This is a genomic window from Aquidulcibacter paucihalophilus (assembly GCA_030285985.1).
Classification (GTDB): domain Bacteria; phylum Pseudomonadota; class Alphaproteobacteria; order Caulobacterales; family Caulobacteraceae; genus Brevundimonas.
On the sequence record CP127384.1, the window covers coordinates 2,853,574 to 2,872,372 of the forward strand.

At 68.3% G+C, this 18,799-nt stretch carries 23 protein-coding genes; 15 read left to right on the forward strand and 8 right to left on the reverse strand.

Annotated features, from left to right (window positions below; translation table 11 throughout):
• From KB221_14050 to KB221_14090, 9 genes are all read left to right on the forward strand, one after another.
• Nucleotides 1-681: a hypothetical protein gene (locus KB221_14050; protein WIY69181.1), complete on the forward strand. Its 681-nt coding sequence runs from the start codon at nucleotides 1-3 to the stop codon at nucleotides 679-681.
• Between the two features lie 236 nt (nucleotides 682-917).
• Nucleotides 918-1,316 (forward strand): hypothetical protein, encoded by a 399-nt coding sequence (locus tag KB221_14055; protein ID WIY69182.1) that lies wholly within the window; start codon nucleotides 918-920, stop codon nucleotides 1,314-1,316.
• On the forward strand, nucleotides 1,313-1,435 hold the full coding sequence (locus tag KB221_14060) for a hypothetical protein (GenBank protein WIY69183.1): 123 nt from the start codon (nucleotides 1,313-1,315) through the stop codon (nucleotides 1,433-1,435). The genes KB221_14055 and KB221_14060 overlap by 4 nt, the downstream gene beginning before the upstream one ends.
• Before the next feature lie 59 nt (nucleotides 1,436-1,494).
• Nucleotides 1,495-2,070 (forward strand): hypothetical protein, encoded by a 576-nt coding sequence (locus KB221_14065; protein ID WIY69184.1) that lies wholly within the window; start codon nucleotides 1,495-1,497, stop codon nucleotides 2,068-2,070.
• 84 nt (nucleotides 2,071-2,154) lie between these two features.
• The gene (locus KB221_14070; protein ID WIY69185.1) at nucleotides 2,155-2,664 is read left to right on the forward strand and encodes a hypothetical protein; all 510 of its coding nucleotides are present in this window, start codon (nucleotides 2,155-2,157) and stop codon (nucleotides 2,662-2,664) included.
• 17 nt (nucleotides 2,665-2,681) lie between these two features.
• On the forward strand, nucleotides 2,682-3,431 hold the full coding sequence (locus KB221_14075; GenBank protein ID WIY69186.1) for a DUF72 domain-containing protein: 750 nt from the start codon (nucleotides 2,682-2,684) through the stop codon (nucleotides 3,429-3,431).
• A gap of 59 nt (nucleotides 3,432-3,490) precedes the next feature.
• Nucleotides 3,491-4,549: an NAD(P)-dependent alcohol dehydrogenase gene (locus tag KB221_14080; GenBank protein ID WIY69187.1), complete on the forward strand. Its 1,059-nt coding sequence runs from the start codon at nucleotides 3,491-3,493 to the stop codon at nucleotides 4,547-4,549.
• Nucleotides 4,550-4,710: 161 nt separating this feature from the next.
• Nucleotides 4,711-5,436 (forward strand): acetoacetyl-CoA reductase, encoded by a 726-nt coding sequence (phbB, locus tag KB221_14085; protein WIY69188.1) that lies wholly within the window; start codon nucleotides 4,711-4,713, stop codon nucleotides 5,434-5,436.
• Nucleotides 5,437-5,535: 99 nt separating this feature from the next.
• A complete protein-coding gene (locus tag KB221_14090; protein ID WIY69189.1) occupies nucleotides 5,536-6,300 on the forward strand; it encodes a DUF4908 domain-containing protein in 765 nt (254 codons plus the stop codon).
• Between the two features lie 24 nt (nucleotides 6,301-6,324).
• On the opposite strand, the gene gloB is transcribed toward KB221_14090, so the two are convergent.
• The gene (gene gloB, locus KB221_14095; protein WIY69190.1) at nucleotides 6,325-7,053 is read right to left on the reverse strand and encodes a hydroxyacylglutathione hydrolase; all 729 of its coding nucleotides are present in this window, start codon (nucleotides 7,051-7,053) and stop codon (nucleotides 6,325-6,327) included.
• Between the two features lie 45 nt (nucleotides 7,054-7,098).
• On the opposite strand from gloB, the gene KB221_14100 reads away from it, so the two are divergent.
• The 5 genes from KB221_14100 to KB221_14120 all read left to right on the forward strand — a co-directional run bounded on the left by KB221_14100 (nucleotide 7,099) and on the right by KB221_14120 (nucleotide 11,911).
• Nucleotides 7,099-7,872: a methyltransferase domain-containing protein gene (locus KB221_14100; GenBank protein ID WIY69191.1), complete on the forward strand. Its 774-nt coding sequence runs from the start codon at nucleotides 7,099-7,101 to the stop codon at nucleotides 7,870-7,872.
• Nucleotides 7,873-7,882: 10 nt separating this feature from the next.
• Nucleotides 7,883-8,386 carry a histidine phosphatase family protein gene (locus tag KB221_14105; protein WIY69192.1) on the forward strand — a complete coding sequence of 168 codons (504 nt, stop codon included), beginning with the start codon at nucleotides 7,883-7,885 and terminating at the stop codon, nucleotides 8,384-8,386.
• The gene (locus KB221_14110) at nucleotides 8,383-8,739 is read left to right on the forward strand and encodes a DUF952 domain-containing protein (protein WIY69193.1); all 357 of its coding nucleotides are present in this window, start codon (nucleotides 8,383-8,385) and stop codon (nucleotides 8,737-8,739) included. Before KB221_14105 ends, KB221_14110 begins: the two co-directional genes overlap by 4 nt.
• Complete coding sequence (locus KB221_14115; protein WIY69194.1) at nucleotides 8,730-9,767, forward strand: quinone-dependent dihydroorotate dehydrogenase; 1,038 nt, start codon at nucleotides 8,730-8,732, stop codon at nucleotides 9,765-9,767. The genes KB221_14110 and KB221_14115 overlap by 10 nt, the downstream gene beginning before the upstream one ends.
• Nucleotides 9,768-9,871: 104 nt before the next feature.
• Nucleotides 9,872-11,911 carry an ATP-binding protein gene (locus KB221_14120; protein ID WIY69195.1) on the forward strand — a complete coding sequence of 680 codons (2,040 nt, stop codon included), beginning with the start codon at nucleotides 9,872-9,874 and terminating at the stop codon, nucleotides 11,909-11,911.
• Nucleotides 11,912-11,998: 87 nt separating this feature from the next.
• Here KB221_14120 and KB221_14125 read toward each other — a convergent pair whose 3' ends face one another.
• Entirely contained in the window at nucleotides 11,999-12,484 is a 486-nt protein-coding gene (locus tag KB221_14125) for a peroxiredoxin (GenBank protein ID WIY69196.1), read from the reverse strand.
• 128 nt (nucleotides 12,485-12,612) lie between these two features.
• Here KB221_14125 and KB221_14130 point away from each other — a divergent pair, with 128 nt between their 5' ends.
• The gene (locus KB221_14130; protein ID WIY69197.1) at nucleotides 12,613-13,182 is read left to right on the forward strand and encodes a YqgE/AlgH family protein; all 570 of its coding nucleotides are present in this window, start codon (nucleotides 12,613-12,615) and stop codon (nucleotides 13,180-13,182) included.
• Here the strand turns inward: KB221_14130 and KB221_14135 are convergent.
• Genes KB221_14135 through KB221_14160 form a run of 6 tightly spaced genes read right to left on the reverse strand, consistent with a single transcriptional unit; the run spans nucleotide 13,179 to nucleotide 18,749 of the window.
• The gene (locus KB221_14135; protein ID WIY69198.1) at nucleotides 13,179-14,846 is read right to left on the reverse strand and encodes a bifunctional diguanylate cyclase/phosphodiesterase; all 1,668 of its coding nucleotides are present in this window, start codon (nucleotides 14,844-14,846) and stop codon (nucleotides 13,179-13,181) included. The genes KB221_14130 and KB221_14135 overlap by 4 nt on opposite strands.
• Nucleotides 14,847-14,877: 31 nt before the next feature.
• Nucleotides 14,878-15,468: a GNAT family protein gene (locus KB221_14140; protein WIY69199.1), complete on the reverse strand. Its 591-nt coding sequence runs from the start codon at nucleotides 15,466-15,468 to the stop codon at nucleotides 14,878-14,880.
• A gap of 24 nt (nucleotides 15,469-15,492) precedes the next feature.
• Nucleotides 15,493-16,704, reverse strand: coding sequence for a pitrilysin family protein (locus KB221_14145; GenBank protein ID WIY69200.1), 1,212 nt, complete (start codon nucleotides 16,702-16,704; stop codon nucleotides 15,493-15,495).
• 50 nt (nucleotides 16,705-16,754) lie between these two features.
• Entirely contained in the window at nucleotides 16,755-17,462 is a 708-nt protein-coding gene (locus KB221_14150; protein WIY69201.1) for an SURF1 family protein, read from the reverse strand.
• Entirely contained in the window at nucleotides 17,452-17,844 is a 393-nt protein-coding gene (locus KB221_14155) for a DUF983 domain-containing protein (protein WIY69202.1), read from the reverse strand. The genes KB221_14150 and KB221_14155 overlap by 11 nt, the downstream gene beginning before the upstream one ends.
• A complete protein-coding gene (locus tag KB221_14160) occupies nucleotides 17,841-18,749 on the reverse strand; it encodes a cytochrome c oxidase subunit 3 (protein ID WIY69203.1) in 909 nt (302 codons plus the stop codon). The genes KB221_14155 and KB221_14160 overlap by 4 nt, the downstream gene beginning before the upstream one ends.
• Between the last annotated feature and the right edge of the window lie 50 nt (nucleotides 18,750-18,799).

The following is an 18,799-nucleotide window of genomic DNA, read 5'->3' on the forward strand; positions in this document are numbered from 1 at the left end:
ATGACTGACCAGCCACCGAGCGAACTTCCGGGCATCACTGTTACTGGTACTCGACTTGTCTTTACCGCCGGTCCCGGAGGCGGAACTCCGGGCGGCCCCAGCCATAATCCGGAAGAGCAGAACGAGGTGGGCGAAGGCAACGAGGGACCTTCCGGCCCGACGCAGGAAGAGGTCGATGCTGAGAATGAGCGGCAGAAACAATGCGCGGCCCAGAAATTCGCGACTGAATTGGGCCAGAAGTCTGAGCGAAACTCAAAGGAGTTTTTCTCATTCACATGGACGGAAAACGGTCAGACTCTCACACATGAAATTAGAGGCGGCGCGGGCGCTACCATCTCCGCCGCAGACAGAAATGCGGCACGCAACGAGTTCGGCATAGCGTTCGCGGACGTGTTGGGCTTCAATCACAATCATCCGAACAACGTCTACTGCGGAAGTGGTGGCCTCCAGGGACAAGAGGAGTTGTATGAGAACCAATTCCCGTCTGACCCCGATTGGAACTGGGCCACCACGGCAGTTGATCAGTTTCACGTTCCTGCCTCGACGTTCACATTGTTTATTACGGACTGCGAAGGAGTGACGCGCGCTTTTCCTTATTCGGAGAAGGATGCATTCAAGGACGCCGTCGAAAGAAAACTTCCGCCTCCGCCGCCCATCAATCCGGACTGCCCGGAAGCCTAGACGGGATGACCGATATGTTGCCGATAGGAATCAGCCTCGCGGTGCTTGGTTTCTCCCTCCCTCAGTCGCCCCAAGAGGTCGGCTCCACTTCGTTTCATCTGGATCGGCCAGACGCAGGCCTCTCTCGGGTGGAGGATGCGGAAGCCTATGTCGCCGCAGGTGCCTCTGCCTCCCTAGCCGGAGCCTCTCCGTTCGCGTCAGTCCTGATAAGTCGGAACAATCGATCGCCTAGCGTCATGAGTTTTCACCGCGTGCAGGTCAAAAGGGCCAGCGAACGCTTCGATTACGTTTGGATGGCGCGGATGCGCACGGCGGATTTTCTGGCGGTGACCACCCGGTATGCTGATGGACGCAGTTGTCCAGCAGTAGACCAGGCTCTCGTATCGATGGAACAGATTGAACGACCGGTACTCGATTTCCCCGGCATCCCAGCTGCAGTGGAGGCCCCGGTCCCAGTCGATAGCATCACACTGGACGACTACACCTTTAGCCTGAACGCCAGAGGTACTTTTCCGCTCAGCCGGACCTATGCAGAACTGACCATGTCTGGCGACAGCGCCTCGCCGATCGGGGCGTGGGCACGAATGGCTGAGGCTGCGTTGATGCCTTGCTGGACCTCCGACCGGCCGGCTTGAGGTCGAAGGCAGACGGAAACCGGGCGACAGGCATCACCCCCGCCGACCGACTGCTGGCGCTGTATCACGGCGAGTGGCAGGGCGATCTGACACGGCTGTACCGGGACTTCGCCTATTGAGGCCTTGATCGCCGGCCCCAAGGGGCAGAGGCTCGGCCGCAACGGGCGGGAGACGGGTCATGAGGGCTTTGGGCATTGTCGCGGTTCTGGCCGCAATGGGGATTGCCGGATGCCGGGAGGCCGCTGCGGTGGGCGAGCCTGAGCCGGCTGCGGCCACCCCGGCCGGCCCGCAGGCCTCCACGGCCCTCGGCGTCGCCTTTGACCATGCCGCCGGCCTCCAGACCCGACCCTGTGACGGGGCCACTCCGCGCTGTGTCGTGCTGTTCGATCCGTCCGCAGAAGAGTTCATGCGCGACCTCCTCACGGTGCAGGTCTTCGCCGGGCCGCTGGAGGCAGTCGCCGCGGCGGAGGGCGGTTTTGAGCGCAACGCCGAAGGCCGGTTGATGACCACCTACGGCCGGTTCGAGCCCGTGGCGGTCGAGGCGTTCGAGGTGAACGGCCAGTCCGGCCTGCGCGCCGTGGTCACCTGCGGGATCAGCGACCCCGAGACCGGCTTCCATGCCGCCGCCGGCGAATGCCTGTGGGCGGTCGTCAGCGACGGCACCCAGTCCGTGGTGATCTCGTCCAGCGGCTTCGGCAACGGGCTGGACGCCGCCGAGGCGGCCGTGCGCTCGATCCGCTTCACGACGGACTGACGCACCGCCCTGCGGTTCGAGGCGACGGCCGAAGTCCGCCGGACCCGCGTTCCAACGGCGACGCCCCCGCGCTAGAACCGCGCCATGCCGACCGAGAACGAGCGCAAATACGTCCTGTCCGATCCGGCAGCGGTGCTGGCCCTCTGGGAGCGGTCGGAGTGGAGCGAGATCCGACAGGGCTACCTTCCGGGTGACGGCCGTATCCGCCGGCAGACGCGGGGCGGGGCGGCGCACGACAGTTTCACATACAAGATCACGGCGGGCGGCCGGCTGATCGAGATCGAGACGGCGCTGGCCGAGCCGCGCGACTTCGATGACCTGTGGCCGCTGACGACGCGGCGCATCCACAAGCTCAGACGCAGCATCAGCGACCGGCACGGCCTGCACTGGGACATCGACCTGCTGCTGGACGCGGACGGCGCCTGCTATTTCGCCATGGCCGAATGCGAAATGCCCGAGGCGATGGACGCGCCGCCGGAGACGCTGCCCGCACTGGCGGCCTTCATCGCCTATGCCGTGCCGCGAGAGCGGCAGGGCGAGTTCCTCAATTCCCGGCTGGCCGACCCCGGCTATGCTGCATCCCTGACCTTCTGACCCGAGCGGAGCTTGTCATGACCGGAACCATTCGCGTCGGCATCGGCGGCTGGACCTATGAGCCGTGGCGCGGCGTCTTCTATCCGGACAGGCTGAGCCAGAAGAAGGAGCTGGAGTACGCCAGCTCGAAGCTGACCTCGATCGAGATCAACGGCACCTACTATTCGACCTTCAAGCCGGACAGCTGGATGAAGTGGCGGGACGAGACGCCCGACGGTTTCGTCTTCGCGGTGAAGGCCAGTCGCTACTGCACCAACCGCAAGATCCTGTCGGAAATGGGCGAGTCGATGGAGCGGTTCCTCGGCCAGGGGCTGAGCGCGCTGGGCGACAAGCTGGGGCCGATCAACTGGCAGTTCATGGGGACCAAGAAATTCGACCCGGTCGATTTCGAGGGCTTCCTGAAGTTGCTGCCGAAGGAGCAGGACGGGGTCCGGCTGCGGCATGCGCTGGAGGTGCGGAACCCGAGCTTCGACACCCAGCAGTTCTATGATCTCGCGGCCAAATACGGGGCTGCTATCGTCTATGCCGTCGACGACGAGGCGCCCGAGTGGCCGCGGATCGACCAGCCCACGGCGGATTTCAGATATGCGCGCCTGATGTCGAGCCGCGAGGACGAGCCGACCGGGATGACCTCCGCCGAACTGGACGGCGTCGTGAAACAGACGCGCGACTGGGCGAAGACCGGCGACGTCTTCGCCTATTTCATCGCCGGGGCGAAGGTGCGCAATCCGGCGGCAGCGCAGGCGCTGATCACCAAACTCGGCTGAGGCGGTTGCGCCGGCGTCCCGGTGCCCTCACTTGAAGCCAGCCATTCAGGAGCCCCCCGATGCCCATCGCCACCCGCGCCTTCGCCGCCACCTCCAGCACGGCACCGCTGTCGCCCTACAGCTTCGACCGGCGCGATCCCGGTCCGGACGATGTGGCCATCGAGATCAAATTCGCGGGGGTCTGCCACTCCGACCTGCACATCGTGAAGAACGACCTGGGCAATACGACCTATCCGATCGTGCCGGGTCACGAGATCGCGGGCGTGGTGACGGCGGTGGGGTCGGGTGTCAGCCGCTTCAAGGTCGGTGACCGGGTCGGCGTCGGCTGCATGGTCGACAGCTGCCGCCAGTGCAAACCCTGCCGCGACGGCGAGGAGCAGTACTGCGTCCCCGGCATGGTCCAGACCTATGGCTCGCCGGATGCCCACGCGGCCGAAACCGGCCAGAAGATCACCCAGGGCGGCTATTCCACCGCCATCGTGGTCGACCAGAACTATGTCGTGACCATCCCCGACAGCATCCCGCTGGACGCAGCCGCCCCCCTGCTCTGCGCCGGGATCACCACCTATTCGCCGCTGAAGCACTGGAAGGTCGGTCCGGGATCGAAGGTCGCGGTGATCGGCCTCGGTGGCCTGGGCCATATGGCGGTCAAACAGGCGGCGGCCATGGGGGCCGAGGTCACCGTCCTGTCGACATCGGACCGCAAGAAGGCCGACGCCGAGCGGATGGGCGCCAGACATTTCCTGATCAACTCCGACAAGGCGGCGATGAAGGCGGCGGGCGAGAGCTTCGACCTGATCATCAACACCGTCTCGGCCACGCACGAGATCGCCAGCCATGTGAACCTGCTGGCCAAGGACGGGACCATGGTCATGCTGGGCCTGACCACCGAGGGCCTGCCGGTCTATGCCATGGGCCTGCTGTGGCGGCGCCGGTCGGTGGCCGGTTCGCTGATCGGCGGCATCCGCGAGACCCAGGAGATGCTCGACTTCTGCGCCGAGCACGGCCTGGCCTGCGACATCGAACTGATCGCGCCCGACCAGATCAACGAAGCCTATGCGCGGCTTGAGAAGTCCGACGTGCGGTACCGGTTCGTGCTGGATATGGCGAAGATCTGAGGGCTTAGGGCTTGGGGGCCCAGGTGCGGCGCGAAGGGTGTCGGCGTCGTAACCGGCCATACTCCCCAAGCCCTAAGGCCTAGCCCCCATCCATTCCTGCCGTTAAACATTTCCCTGAAGGCCCTCCGTCAGAGCGGGCCAACAGGGACAAGGAAACGCACATGGCTCGAGTGGCTCTGGTCACGGGTGGAACCCGCGGCATCGGCAAGGCGATCGTTCAGCGCCTGAAGGAAGACGGCATGCTCGTCGCCGCCGGCTATTCCGGCAATGTCGAGGCCGCCGAGGCCACGGCGAAGGAACTGGGCGTCTCGATCGTCAAGGGCAACGTCGGTTCGTTCGACGACTGCGCCCGCGCCGTGAAGGAGATCGAAGACCAGCTCGGCCCCATCGACATTCTGGTCAACAACGCCGGCATCACCCGCGACGGCTTCTTCCACAAGATGAACTCGGACCAGTGGTCCGACGTGATCCGCGTGAACATGGACAGCGTGTTCAACATGACGCGTCAGGTCATCAACGGCATGCGTGACCGCGGCTTCGGCCGGATCGTCAACATCAGCTCGATCAACGGCCAGAAGGGCCAGATCGGCCAGACCAACTATTCCGCCGCCAAGGCCGGGATGATCGGCTTCACCAAGGCGCTGGCGCTGGAGAACGCGCGCAAGGGCGTGACCGTGAACTGCATCGCGCCCGGCTATATCGACACCGAAATGGTCGGGGCGATGGACGAAAAGGTGCTGGCCGGCATCATTTCCCAGATCCCGGTGGGCAGGCTCGGAAAGGGCGAGGAGATCGCCGACATGGTGTCCTGGCTGGCCGGCGAACGTGCCGGATATGTCACAGGCTGCACCCTGTCGCTGAACGGCGGTCAGTATCTGGTCGGCTGAGCCGGTCCTGCCCAAAATCCGCCGCGTGACGATTCCACCACTGCTGTCATGGAGTTGACGGCAAGGGTCAGATCGGCGCGAACGCCGCTTCCGGCCGCGATGGCGATCGCCCTCGCGGCGGCGGCGCTGTCGCTGGTGTCGATGCCCGCCGAGGCCCAGGCCCAGAACCAGGGCAACGCCCAGGCGGAGCAGGCGCAAGCGCTGCGCAACCGCAACGCCGCCGCCGCGCGGGCCGCGCCGCCGACCGGCCGTTATGTCGCGGAATCGGGCGAGGCCTTCATTCTCGACCGGTCGGGCCAGCGGCCCCTGCTGCGCTTCGACCGACGGGACGAGACCTGGGTGCTGCGGCCGACGGCGGCCCCGCGCGGCGATGTGATCTATCGCAATGACGCCGGTGACCAGCTGCTGCGGGTGACCCCCGGCGGCGGCATGACGGTCTATACGCCCCGGGCCCCGGGCGGCTCTCCGGCCTCCTTCGCCGGCCCCGGCCAGAGCCTGACGCCGCCGACCCTGGGACCCGTTCTTTTGTGGAGCCTGATGGCGCGACGCAGCGAACTGATCAGCCAGGCCCTTGGCCGACTGGTCTTTGTCGATCTAACCGGCGACCGCTCGGAGGCACTTTGCGTCGAGGCCCTGATCGTCACCACCGACGCCGTTCTCCGCATCGCCCGCTCGCCCACAGCGCGGCAGACGCTCAATCAGCTCCGCAGCATCACCATCCTTGAGGGCGACCGTGCGTCGGTCACCTACGCGCGCGGACGGCTGGTAGTGACAGTCGACCCTGACGAAGGGATGGCGGGCCGGCCCTCCTCGGCCCGCGTCATTCAGGTTCTGCTGGCGGAATCGTCGCCGCCGCGGCGCTGACGTCCGCCACGGGAGAGGGCTGACCTAGCCTGCAAACACGTCCTTGGCGGCCCGTACCGCCGCAAAGGCCCCTGCGTCGCCCGCCCGCAGGAAGGGATTGAACGCCTTCTCCGCGCCGACGGTGGTCGGAACGGTCGCCTCGCCCCGCTCGCGCATCGCGAAAATCTCCGCCGCCCGCGCCGCCATTTCCGGCCGGTTATCGACGCTGAGCGCGAAGCGGGCATTGGCCGCCGTGTACTCATGGGCGCACCAGACGACCGTCTCATCGGGCCATGCCGCAAGGGTCTGCAGGCTGTTCCACATCTGCGCCGGCGTGCCCTCGAACAGACGGCCGCAGCCGAGGGTGAACAGCACATCGCCGACGAACGCCTGGGCGTCCGAAGGCGAGCGATAGACGATGTGGCCCAGCGTGTGGCCGGGCGCGTCCGTCACTTCCAGCGCCGTGGCGCCCAGCATGACTGTTTCGCCGCCGGCCACGATCCGGTCGATCGGCGCGGCCTTGCGGACCTCTTCGGGGCCGACGATCTCGCAGCCGGTTTCGGCCTTCAGCCGGGCGTTCCCCTGGGTGTGGTCCGGGTGCCAGTGGGTGTTGAGGATCAGGTCCAGCCGGCCCCAGCCGCTGGCCTCCAGATCGGCCAGGATGGCGTCAGCGTCGGGGGTGTCGACGGTCGCGACCACGCCCGTCTCCCGATCCCGAACCAGAAGGCCATAGTTGTCGTTCAGGCAGGGAAACAGGCGCACATCGAGGGTCATGCGCGCATTCTAGCAGCCGCCCCCGGCGCGGCCTATGGTGGCGGCATGCGGCGCAGTATCGAGGAACTCAGGACCTTCTACGGCGAGCCCACCGGCGCGCTCGCCCGGCGGCTGCTGGCGCGACGGCTGGAGGACGCCTGGGGCGAGGCCGACAACAGTGATGTTCTGGGTATCGGCTATGCCACGCCCTGGCTGGATGCCTTCGTAGGTGCCCGGCGCGTGATCGCGGCCATGCCGGGCGGCCAGGGGGTCGAGGCCTGGCCGTCGGTCGGCAAGAACCGCAGCCTGCTGGTCGACGACCGCCGCCTGCCCTTCGCCGCCGGGTCCTTCGACCGCATCCTGCTGATCCACGCCCTCGAGGAAGCCGAGGACGCCCAGGGGCTGATGAACGAGGCCGTGCGCGCCCTGTCGCCGGCAGGGCGGATCATTCTCGTGGCCGCGGCGCGCGGCGGGATGTGGGCGCGCTCCGAGGCGACCCCCTTCGGCCACGGACGCCCCTTCACGCGCCGCCAGCTGGAGCGGCTGGTGCGCGGCGCAGGCCTTGAGCCGACGGCGTGGTCGCAGACGCTGTATGTCCCGCCCTGGGCACCGCTGCTGCCGCTGGCCGAGGGCTTCGAACAGGTCGGCAAGCGGATCGTGCCGGGCGCCGCCGGCGTCATCCTGCTGGAAGCGACGCGGCAGGCCTATGCCCGTATCCGGCCCGGTGGCGCGGTCGCCACGGCCCCGGTGATGACCCCCGCGATGCAGCCGCAACCGGCCTCGCGATCGTCGCGCAATCTGGCCGGTGATGATCTGGCGGGAAGCGGCGAACGCCCTTAAAGCCCTGCCCATGCAACGACTGATCCTGATGCGTCATGCCGAGGCGGAACGGGCGGCCGGCTCCGGTCGGGACCGCGACCGCATACTCTCGACGAGAGGCCGCAGGGACGCCGCCGCCATGGGCCGGGCGCTGGCCGCGCGCGGCATGCGGCCCGATCTGGCGCTGGTCTCGCCCGCCGCCCGCACCCACCAGACCTGGGACCTGCTGCATGACGCCTTCGGCGATGTGCAGGTGCGCGAGGACGAGGCCCTGTACAACGGCGGCTCCGACATCCTGCGCCGGTTCGTCGAGGCGGCGGAGGACGAGGCCGGTTGCCTGATGGTCGTGGCCCACAATCCGGGAATCCACCTGCTGGCGGTCGAATATCTGGTTGAGGGCGCGGCTTCGCCCGCCGTTCTGGACCGGATGGGCGGCGGCTTTCCGCCGGGGTCGGCGGCCATCTTCACCGTCGACGTCGCCGGGCGCTGCACCTTCGAGGGCTACATCCAGCCCCGCGACCTGGGGGGCGAATGAGCGCGGTCGCCTACAAGCTGGTCGACCGGGCCGAATGGACGGACGCGCTGGCCGCCGGTGCCTATGCGGGTTCGGCGGTCGATCTGGCGGACGGCTATATCCATATGTCGACGGCGGCCCAGCTGGCCGAGACGGCGCGGCGGCACTACGCCGGGAAGACCGACCTCGTGCTCGTTGAAGTCGCCCTGGTGCCGCTGGGCGAGGCGCTGAAATGGGAGGCGTCGCGCGGCGGCGATCTGTTCCCGCACCTGTTCGCGCCCCTGCCCGCCTCGGTCGATGCCCCGCAACGCGGCCTGTCGGTCGATGCGGACGGCGTGATTCGGTTTGACGATGGAGCCGTCGGATGGCCATGACCGATATCGGCGCGGCCCTGCTGCGCACGCTTGATCCCGAGACCGCCCACGGTCTGGCCATCCGGGCCCTGCAGCTGGCACCCCTGCCCCCCGCGCGGGCCGACGACCCCATACTGGCGACCACGGTGGCCGGGCTGGCCCTGCCCAATCCGGTCGGGCTGGCCGCCGGCCTGGACAAGAACGGCGAGGCGCTGCACGGCCTGTCGCGCCTTGGGTTCGGCTTCGTGGAATGCGGCTCGGTCACCCCGCTGGCCCAGCCGGGCAATCCGAAGCCGCGCCTGTTCCGCCTGAGCGAGGACCGGGCGATCATCAACCGGATGGGTTTCAACAACGCCGGTCTGGAGGCCTTCGCCGCCCGACTGGCGGACCGGCCCCGCAACGCCGTCGTCGGCGCCAATCTGGGGGCCAACAAGGATACGGAAGACAAGGCGGCGGACTATGTCGCCGGGCTGATCCGCCTCAAGGGTCTGGCCGACTATGTGACGGTCAACGTCTCCTCGCCCAATACGCCGGGCCTGCGCGCCCTGCAGGGCCGGGCGGCGCTGGATGATCTGCTGGGCCGGCTGGCCGAGGCGCGGGGCGATGATCCGACGCCGGTCTTCCTCAAGATTGCGCCGGACCTGACGCCGGCCGAGATCGCCCTGATCGTCGAGGCCAGTCTGGATCACGGGATCAATGCCCTGATCGTCTCAAACACCACGCTGGACCGGCCCGACAGCCTGCGCGCGCGCGACCGGGCCGAGGCCGGGGGTCTTTCGGGCGCACCGCTGAAGGCGCGGGCCGGTGCCGCCCTGCGCGCCGCAGCCGAAGCCGGAGGCGGCCGCCTGCCCCTGATCGCGGCGGGCGGCATCGACAGCGGGGCCGAGGCCTACGCCCGCATCCGCGCCGGAGCGTCAGCCGTCCAGCTCTATTCCGCCCTCATCTATGAAGGGCCCGGGCTGATCGGACGGATCAAGCGCGACCTCGCCGCCTGCCTGCGTTCCGACGGGTTTTCCAGTGTCGCCGGGGCTGTTTCGACCGCCCGTTGACGGCACGTTAGGGCAAGTCGGTGATGATCCCCGGAAGGGCAGGAACGCTCAATCCGGGGAGCCGCATGGCAAGTGCCAAAGCCGACAGACCTGCTGGTGCCTCCGTGGCCGATCCAGGCGACCGGGCTGGGGACTGGGCGCGCGCGATTCGTCAGCGCCGCAAATCCCTTCTGCAGCGGCTCGGCCTCGCCACAGCGCTTGCCCTGATCTTCAATCCGATCATTGGCTGGTCGCTGAGTCTCAGCTGGATCGTCGGCTATTTCGTCATCCAGCTTGTGGACCTGTGGGTCTTTGCCCCGATTACCGCCGGCAAGGCCGAACAGCTTCTGGGGGCCCGACGTGTCGCCGGCTGGATCTCCCTGGTCGTGAACGCCGCCTATTTCTGCGGCCTGTCCGTGCCCCTCTGGCTCGTCGGCGGACCCTTCGGTGGAATCTGCGCGATCCTGCTGCTTTCGGGCGCCGCCATGTACGCCGTGGTCAATGCCTCAAGTTCCACGCCGGCCATGGCGATGACCGTTTCATCGCCCTTGCTGTATCTGGCGTTGACCCCCGTGTTCATGGCACCGCACGGGGCGGCGTCCGGCCTCCTCACCGTCGCAACCTTCTCCGTCGGCGTCTTTGTTGCCTTCTCCCTCTCGACCTGGAAGCGCATGAACGAGGCGCACCGGTCGGAGCGTGAGGCCCGCATCGAGGCCCAGATCAAAAGGGTGGAGGCCGAGCGTATCATGGCCGGCCGCAGTGCTTTCCTGGCCGCGATCGGCCACGATCTGCGCACCCCGATCAGCGCCATCCTGACCGGCGCTGCAGAGCTGGAACGCGGCGCGACGGACGCTGCCGCCCGGTCGCAGGCGCACCTGATCACCGACGCCGGCGTCATGATGAAGGCCATGCTCGACGACCTGCTGGATCACGCCAAGCTGGACGACGGCCATATGACGGTCGACCAGATCGACTTCAACCTGCGTGACCTGCTCAGCCAGACCACCCTGCTGTGGCGCGGCCCGGCGCGTGCCAAGGGCCTGAAATTGCGGGTCGAGGGTGCCGCGTCGATCCCGGCCGCCGTGCAGGGTGATCCGATGAGGATCCGTCAGGTCCTCAACAACCTGATTTCCAATGCAATGAAATTCACCGAGACGGGGTCGATCACCCTGCGTCTCAATGCCTGGAATGAGGAGCCCGGCGGCCACGCCGTGTTGATCGCCGTCGAGGACACCGGACCGGGCATGACGATCGAACAGGTCGCCCGGCTGTTCACGCCTTTCGACCAGACCCTGCCGGGTGTGAGCGCCGCTCACGGCGGCACCGGCCTCGGCCTGGCCATCAGCCGGCAGATGGCAGAGCTCATGGGGGGACGGGTCACGGTTCGCACCCGTCCGGGCGAGGGCTCCAGCTTTACCCTGTCACTGACGCTGCAGCCGGGACAGGCCCTCGAGGCCGCCTCCCCGGTGCCGGACCAGCAGAGCCGCGACGCCGTCGCCCAGGCCCTGTCCGGCCGCATGACCCATTCCTCCACCCCGGCTCCGGCCGCGCAGTCGCTCAACCCGACCTCACGACAGGTCGCGGTCGGGCCTGTTGCGACCCCGGTTATTGCCGCGCCGGCCGCTGGAGATATGTCCGCCGAAGCCATCGCCGCCCGGATCCTGGGCGCGGCGGCCGCACCGATGGAGGCCGCCGCCGCTTCCCACGTCCAGCCCGAAACCGTCCTGCAGGACAGCGACGCGGGCGAGGACCGGCCGATGCGGGTGCTGGTGGTCGACGACCACGACATCAACCGCCGCGCCATCCAGCTGATCCTGCAGCCGCTGGGCTGCGACATCTCCACGGCCGCAGACGGCATGGCGGCGCTGAAGATCTGCGAGAACACCGGCTTCGACCTGATCTTCATGGATGTGCGGATGCCGGAGCTGGACGGCCGCGAGACCACCCGCCGCATCCGGGCCGGGACCGGTCCGAACGCCGGCGTACCGATCATCGCGGTCACGGCGGACACCTCGCCGGACGACATCGCCGCCTGCACCGAGGCCGGCATGACCTATTTCGTGCCCAAGCCGATCACCCCGCCGATGCTGCTGGGGGCCATCACCCATGTGATGACCATGGGTCAGCCGGACGAAGACGCCGGGGCGGAAACCGTCGCGGCCTGAGGGACGGCCGGTTCGTCACAACGGACACGACGAACCTGACCGCCGCCGTTCCTCAAGCGAGGGCGCGGCGGCGGAGGCCGTAGCGCCCTAGAGTTGCGCGAGCAGGTGCTCGGCCGAGGAGACGCGGAATTCGCCGGGCTGTTCGACGTTCAGCTGGCTGACCACGCCGTCCTTGACGATCATGGAGTAGCGCTGCGAGCGCTCGCCCATGCCGAAGCCCTTGGCGTCCATGGACAGGCCAAGCTGGCGGGTCAGGTCGCCGTTGCCGTCGCCCAGCATGACGATCTCGTCCTTGCCGATGCCCTGGCTGTCAGCCCAGGCGCCCATGACGAAGGCGTCGTTGACCGAGATGCAGGCGATGGTGTCGACGCCCTTGGCGGCCATCTCCTCGCGGTGGTCCTTGAAGCCCGGCAGGTGGCGGGCCGAGCAGGTCGGGGTGAAGGCACCGGGCACGGCGAACAGGGCGACGGTCTTGCCCGCGAAGATGTCGTCGGTGGTGACGGGCTTGGGGCCGTCGTCGGTGGCGCGGGTCAGGTTGGCCGAGGGGATGCGGTCGCCGATCTGGACGGTCATGGGGCAGGCTCCGGTGGGGGTGAGAGGGTAACGCTGCCGACCAGATAGGGGTTGCGGCGCGGGGTGCCAACCGGGTCGTGTCGATCCGCCGCCTTGCGTCCGCGGGCCGGCGTCCCGATGATAGGCGTATGGACCATTTCCAATCCCTGGTCGGACGGCTGCTGGTAGCCATGCCGGGCATCAGCGACAGCCGGTTCGAACACGCCGTCATCCTGATCTGCGCCCACCGGCCGGACCACGCCATGGGCCTGCGGCTGGACCGGCCCGCGCCGGGGGTGAACCTCAAGAAGGTGCTGGCCAAGCTGGCCACCGAGGCCCCCGAGGCCGCGGCGGAGCGGCGGGTGCTGATCGGCGGGCCGGTGGAGCGGGAGCGCGGATTCGTGCTGCACACCGACGACTGGCTGATCGACGACGCCTCGGTGGCCTTCGCCGAGGGTCTGGCCATGACGGGCACGCGCGAGGCCCTGCTGGCCATGGTCGACCCGGCGGCCGGGCCGAACCGGTCGGTGCTGCTGCTCGGCTATGCCGGCTGGGGCGAGGGCCAGCTGGAGGACGAGCTGGGCGAGAACGTCTGGCTCACCGCCGACGCCGATCCGGAACTGATCTTCGACGCCGACTACGACGGCAAATGGGCCAAGGCGCTGGCGGGACTGGGGGTCGATCCGGCGCAGCTGTCAGGGCAGAGCGGGCGGGCCTAGGCTGACCGCGCCTTGATCGGCGCCGTGCCGTCGGCCAGCGATTCGTTCAGATAGACCTCGGCCTCCTGGGCCGGCAGGGCGGGGGCGTAGCCGAAGCCCTGGCCGTAGTGGCACTGGGCGTCGAGCAGGAGTTTGGCGAGGCCGGCGTTCTCGACGCCCTCGGCGACGACTTCCAGCGACAGGTCGCGGCCCAGGTTGACCACCGATTTGACGATCTTGGCCGAGCCCTCGTCCTTGTCCATGGTCAGAACGAAATAGCGGTCGATCTTCAGCGTATCGAACGGCAGTTTGGCCAGCCAGGTCAGGGACGAGAAGCCGGTGCCGAAATCGTCCAGCGCCAGCGAGGCGCCGGCCTCGCGCAGCCGGGTCAGGGTATCGGCGGCGCGCGAGGTGTCGCGCATGATGTCGCCCTCGGTGACCTCCAGTTTCAGCGCGCCCTTGGGCAGGCCGGCCTCGGCGATGATGCGGGTCACGTCCTCGACCAGATTGGCCCGTTCGATCTCGCCGACCGACAGGTTGACGCTGCAGAACAGCTTGCCCGCCGAGGGATGCCGCTTCAGCCATTCGGCCAGCTGGCGCGACGCCGAGGTCATCATCAGCAGGCCGAGGTCGTTCATCAGGCCCATTTCGTCTGCCAGGCCCAGGAATTCGTCGGGCGGCACCAGGCCACGCTTGGGGTGACGCCAGCGCGCCAGGGCCTCGAACCCGGCGACGGCACCGGTCAGCAGGTTGACGATGGGCTGGTAGAAGGGCTCGATCTCGCCCCGCAGGAAGGCGTTGCGCAGGTCGGCCTCCAGCGCCAGCCGGGACAGGCTGTCGCTCTCCAGCGCCCGGCCATAGGCGGCGACGCCACCGCGGCCCGCGGTCTTGGCCTGTTCGACCGCCAGTTCGACCCGGCGCAGCATCTCCGCCGGATCGGGTGCATCGGGGCCGCCCTCGGCCTGGGCCGAACCGATCGAGACCGTCGGATAGATGTCGAAGCCGGCGACGCGCAGCGGCTGTTCCAGCGCCTCGCGCACGCGCTCGGCCACCGTACCGGTCCCGCGCGGGGCCAGGACGGCGAACTCGTCCTCGCCGATGCGGGCGGCGTTGGCGTCATGGGCGAAGGCGGCGTTGAGGCGCGAGCCGAGGGCGGCAAGCACCAGATCGGTGCGCTCATGCCCCAGCGCCTCATTGAGACGGCGCAGGCGATCCACGTCGGCCACCACCAGCTCATAGTCGCCGGGTTGGGTCAGTTGCTCGCCGGCGCGGGCCAGGAAGGTGCGCCGGTCCAGAAGTCCCGTCAGCCGGTCAACGTGGGAGGCGGCGAATTTGGTCTCGAGGGCCACAACGCCGGCCGCCCGCAGTCCGTCCTCCAGCCAGACGCCGCGCCAGATGCAGGTCTCGGAATCGCGCATGCGCAGGCGCACGGCGACCTCGGTCCCCTCGGCCTGCGGTTTGAGAATTTTCTCGGCCAGGGCCCGGTCCTGAGGAATGGCCACGGCGGTGAAGGCGGCACCCGAACACTCCGGCGCCAGCGGGCCGAGGCCCAGCGCCCGGGTCGCACCGGTGAAGCGCATCTGGTCGTCGGACGGCGTCCAGATCCACAGGGCGGTGTCCGCGGCGGCCAGCGCCTCAATGGCGGTCGTCGCGTCCCAGGCCAGACTTCTGGAGCGAGTGTTCAAACGCCTGAAAGGTCCCACTGGACGGCCGGAATCAGCCGCCGCGCCCGGCTCCGTCGTTAACGACGCCGAACAGAAGATGATCTGCCCAAGCGCCGTTAATTTTGAGATAAGCCCGCGCCTGTCCTTCAAGCATAAAGCCGGTCTTTTCGAGCACGCGCCGCGATGCGACGTTCGTCGGCACGCAGGCTGCCTCGATCCGGTGCAGGTTCAGGTCGCTGAAGGCCCAGGCGACCATGGCCCGCACGCCCGCCGTGCCATAGCCCCGGTCCGCGAAATTCCGCCCGATCCAGTAGCCGAGCGTCCCCGTCTCGGCGACACCCCGGCGGACGTTCGACAGGGTGATGGCGCCGACCAGCGACTGGTCGGAGTCGGCGAAAATGAAGAAGGGCCAGGCGTTTCCGGCCTCCATTTCGCGGCTGTAGATCGACAGGCGGCGTTTGAAGGCGGCGCGGGTCAGGTCGTCCTCGGGCCAGAGCGGCTCCCACGGCTGCAGATAGGCGTGGGACGCCAGCCGTTCGGCCGCCCAGGCCTCATGATCGGACAGGCGCGGCGGACGCAGGGTCACGCCCTGGCCCTTCACCACCGGCCCGGTCGCTTCGTTGATCCAGTCCAGCAGGGCCATGGGCGAACGATAGCGGGCCGGAGATCAGCCGAAAAGGGCCTCGCGGAAGGCCGCGCCCGCCGGAGCAGCCGACTTCGGCCCCAACACCGCCGTGGCACAGCGGCCGGCGGCCAGCGCGGCGGCGGCGGCGCTCCGCACCGTATCGACCGTCTGGGCGAGAGTCCGTTCCGACATGGTCTGCGACGGGATCAGGTCCCCGAAGATCAGCACCTGCGCGGCCGTACGCCCGGCGCGGGCGGCGGGGCTTTCGTCCGACATCCACAGGCCGGCGTTGAGCACGGCCTTGGCGCGGGACAGTTCGGCGGCGGTCGGACCCGCGTCGGCCAGGGCCTTCAGCTCGGCCGCACACACCTGCGCCAGTTCGACGGCGCGGTCGGCGGCGGCCCCGGCGTAGATGCCCAGCAGGCCCGCGTCCTCATAGGGCTCGTGATAGGCGTCGATGGCATAGGCCAGGCCGCGCTCCTCGCGGGCGCTCTGGAACAGGCGCGAGGCCATGCCGCCGCCGAGGATCTCGGTCATCAGCCGGGTCGCGGCATAGGCCGGGTCCATGGCCGACGGCGCGGGCAACTGCAAGACGATGTTGGCCTGTTCGATCCGGCGGGTGAGAGCCGCGTCACCGCCGGTGAACCGGGGCGCGGCGGGGGCCTCGGCGGGGGTCGAGGCCTCGCCGCCGAACCAGCGCTCGGCCAGGGCCAGAAGCTCGGTCTCGTCCACCGCGCCGGATACGGCCACGACCATCCGGTCCGGCGAATACAGCCGCGCGCGCCAGTCGCCGATGGAGGCGCGGGTGATGGGCTTCAGGCTCTTCACGGAGCCCAGGATGGGCCGCCCGAGTGGCTGGCCCTCGAAGGCGCGGGTCTGGGCCATTTCGAAGACGTGGTCGTCGGGCGTGTCGAAGGCCTCGGCGATCTCCTGGGCCACAACGTCCTTCTCACGCTCGATCTCTGCGGGGTCGAGCGTGGGCCGGAAGACGAGGTCGGATACCACCTGCATGGCCAGCGGCAGGGAGCCGTGCAGGGCGCGGACCTCGAAACTGGTGCGCTCATAGCCGGTAGCGGCGTTCAGCGAGCCCCCCTCGGCCTCGATCCGCTCAACGATCTCGCGCGCGCCCATCTCCCCCGCGCCCTTGAACACCAGATGTTCGAGGCAGTGGGACCAGCCCGAGGTGTCCTCGGTCTCCCATTTCGCCCCGCCGCGCACGGCGACGGTCAGGGCCAGGGTGCGCAGGCCGGGCATGGGATCGCAGACGACACGGACGCCGTTGGACAGGGTGTGCAGGGTGGCGGTCAGGAGGTGAGCTTCCTACGGAGCAGCACGATGTAGAAACCGACCAGCGCCAGCGCCAGCCCGAACCACGTCAGGGCATAGCCGAGATGATTGTTCGAGAAGGCGGCCGGAGGTGCCGACGGCTGGAGCGTCTCCAACTCCGGATTGGACGAGGTCAGGGCGAACAGGGTGTTCGGATCGGGGTTGGCCACACCGAGGGCCTCGGCCATGCCGGCCATGTCGCGCGCGAAGAAGCGGCCCTTGTCGACGGGCAGGGCCATCGGGCCCGGCGGCGGCGTCTCGCGGACCTCGGCCACCACGGGGAAGGAGGCCGTCGAGGCCGCGACGGGCGGGCGGGCCGAAACGGTTTCGGCGACGAAGCCGCGGTCGATCAGGAAGACCGTGGGGAAGCCGGCGGGGCGGCAGGCCGAGATCAGCCGGACGCCCGGCTCGCCGTCGTGGATGGTCTGCAGTTCGACATAGCGGGCTGTGGCCAGCCCCGGACAGTCGATGGCCACCTTGCGGAAGGCGGGATCGTCGAGGGCCATCACTGAAGCGATCGGCGCGGGCGGGAGGTCGGCGGCAGCCTCCGCCTGGTCGATCAGGCCGTTCTTCCACTGCATCCGCTGCACCTGCCAGACGCCGAGGCCGCACAGCAGGGCGAGAGCCAGAACGGCGACGAGGGTCAGGCCGAACGGAAAGCGGGCGCGTGTCGCCTCAACGGTCATGGCGTGACGGCCCCGACCTGTTGCGCATCTGCAGGGCGATCATGACCCCCTTGCCGGGTCGCATCAGGCCCAATGACAGGCCGGCGACGAGCGGGAGCGACACCAGCAGCATCGCCCAGATGGGCGGATTGTACGCGACCTGAACGAACAGGGCCCCGAAGACCACGATGCCGCCGGCGATCTGCATGATGAAGATAGCGGCTCCGTCGCCGGTGTTCAGGCGAGTGAAGTCGAAGCCGCAGACGGCGCAGCGGTCCACCACCTTGAGAAAGCCCGTGAACAGCGGAGCCTTGCCGCAGTTGGGACAGCGACAAAGAAGACCGGCGCGGATCGGGTCGATCCGCGCCGGCTCAAGATCAAGCCCTGTGGGGCCGTCCGTCACCCGAAGGTGACGTAGACGAAGGCGAAGAGGAACAGCCAGACCACGTCCACGAAATGCCAGTACCAGGCGGCCGCCTCGAAGCCGAAATGCTTCTGCGGGGTCATCTGGCCGGCCATCAGGCGCAGCAGGCAGACCAGCAGGAAGATGGTGCCGAGCAGGACGTGGAAACCGTGGAAGCCGGTCGCCATGAAGAAGATCGAACCATACAGCCCGGAGTTCGCCGCTTCCTCATTGAAGAAGAGGTTCTCGTGGAGAATGTGCTGGTACTCATAGACCTGCACCGCGGTGAACAGGACGCCCAGCAGGACGGTGATGATCAGGCCGGTCCGGGTCGCCTTGCGGTCGCCGACCTGCAGCGCGTGGTGGGCCCAGGTCACCGTCGTGCCGCTGAGCAGCAGGATGACGGTGTTCAGCAGGGGCAGTTGCCAGGCGTCCAGGGTCTCGATGCCCTTGGGCGGCCAGGTCGACCAGGCGGCGGCCGTATCGGCCCAGTTGCTGATCTCGGGGATGTGGGCGCGGGCCTCGTTGAAGACCGCCATTTCGAAGAAGATCCAGAAGAAGGCGGCGAAGAACATCACCTCGGAGGCGATGAACATGATCATGCCGTAGCGCAGGCCGATCGAGACGACCGGGGTGTGGTCTCCGGCCTTGCTTTCCTTGATCACGTCCGCCCACCAGGCGAAGGCGGCGAACAGCACGCCAGCCAGGCCCGCGAAGAACACGGCGGCCTTGCCGTCGGACAGCAGGGCGGTTGCGATCGGGCCGGCGTCAGGGCCGACAATGCCCTTCATCCACACCACGGCCCCGACCATCATGATCGTGGTCGCGATCGAGGCGATCAGCGGCCAAGGGCTGGGATTCACCAGGTGATAGTCGTGATGCGGAGCGGCGTGTGCGTCGGCCATCTGGGTCTCTTGCAACAGTCGAGAGTCGTGTGAGGCAGGCTATAGCGTCG

What these genes read in the sequence shown, in the direction of transcription:
- KB221_14090 (WIY69189.1), top strand. Translation starts at nt 5,536, where the DNA reads ATGGCGATCGCCCTCGCGGCGGCGGCGCTGTCGCTGGTGTCGATGCCC.
- gloB (WIY69190.1), bottom strand. Translation starts at nt 7,053, where the DNA reads ATGACCCTCGATGTGCGCCTGTTTCCCTGCCTGAACGACAACTATGGC.
- KB221_14070 (WIY69185.1), top strand. Translation starts at nt 2,155, where the DNA reads ATGCCGACCGAGAACGAGCGCAAATACGTCCTGTCCGATCCGGCAGCG.
- KB221_14075 (WIY69186.1), top strand. Translation starts at nt 2,682, where the DNA reads ATGACCGGAACCATTCGCGTCGGCATCGGCGGCTGGACCTATGAGCCG.
- KB221_14140 (WIY69199.1), bottom strand. Translation starts at nt 15,468, where the DNA reads ATGGCCCTGCTGGACTGGATCAACGAAGCGACCGGGCCGGTGGTGAAG.
- KB221_14115 (WIY69194.1), top strand. Translation starts at nt 8,730, where the DNA reads ATGGCCATGACCGATATCGGCGCGGCCCTGCTGCGCACGCTTGATCCC.
- KB221_14105 (WIY69192.1), top strand. Translation starts at nt 7,883, where the DNA reads ATGCAACGACTGATCCTGATGCGTCATGCCGAGGCGGAACGGGCGGCC.
- KB221_14130 (WIY69197.1), top strand. Translation starts at nt 12,613, where the DNA reads ATGGACCATTTCCAATCCCTGGTCGGACGGCTGCTGGTAGCCATGCCG.
- KB221_14050 (WIY69181.1), top strand. Translation starts at nt 1, where the DNA reads ATGACTGACCAGCCACCGAGCGAACTTCCGGGCATCACTGTTACTGGT.
- KB221_14055 (WIY69182.1), top strand. Translation starts at nt 918, where the DNA reads ATGAGTTTTCACCGCGTGCAGGTCAAAAGGGCCAGCGAACGCTTCGAT.
- KB221_14125 (WIY69196.1), bottom strand. Translation starts at nt 12,484, where the DNA reads ATGACCGTCCAGATCGGCGACCGCATCCCCTCGGCCAACCTGACCCGC.
- KB221_14145 (WIY69200.1), bottom strand. Translation starts at nt 16,704, where the DNA reads ATGCCCGGCCTGCGCACCCTGGCCCTGACCGTCGCCGTGCGCGGCGGG.
- KB221_14065 (WIY69184.1), top strand. Translation starts at nt 1,495, where the DNA reads ATGAGGGCTTTGGGCATTGTCGCGGTTCTGGCCGCAATGGGGATTGCC.
- KB221_14080 (WIY69187.1), top strand. Translation starts at nt 3,491, where the DNA reads ATGCCCATCGCCACCCGCGCCTTCGCCGCCACCTCCAGCACGGCACCG.
- KB221_14160 (WIY69203.1), bottom strand. Translation starts at nt 18,749, where the DNA reads ATGGCCGACGCACACGCCGCTCCGCATCACGACTATCACCTGGTGAAT.
- KB221_14100 (WIY69191.1), top strand. Translation starts at nt 7,099, where the DNA reads ATGCGGCGCAGTATCGAGGAACTCAGGACCTTCTACGGCGAGCCCACC.
- KB221_14150 (WIY69201.1), bottom strand. Translation starts at nt 17,462, where the DNA reads ATGACCGTTGAGGCGACACGCGCCCGCTTTCCGTTCGGCCTGACCCTC.
- phbB (WIY69188.1), top strand. Translation starts at nt 4,711, where the DNA reads ATGGCTCGAGTGGCTCTGGTCACGGGTGGAACCCGCGGCATCGGCAAG.
- KB221_14110 (WIY69193.1), top strand. Translation starts at nt 8,383, where the DNA reads ATGAGCGCGGTCGCCTACAAGCTGGTCGACCGGGCCGAATGGACGGAC.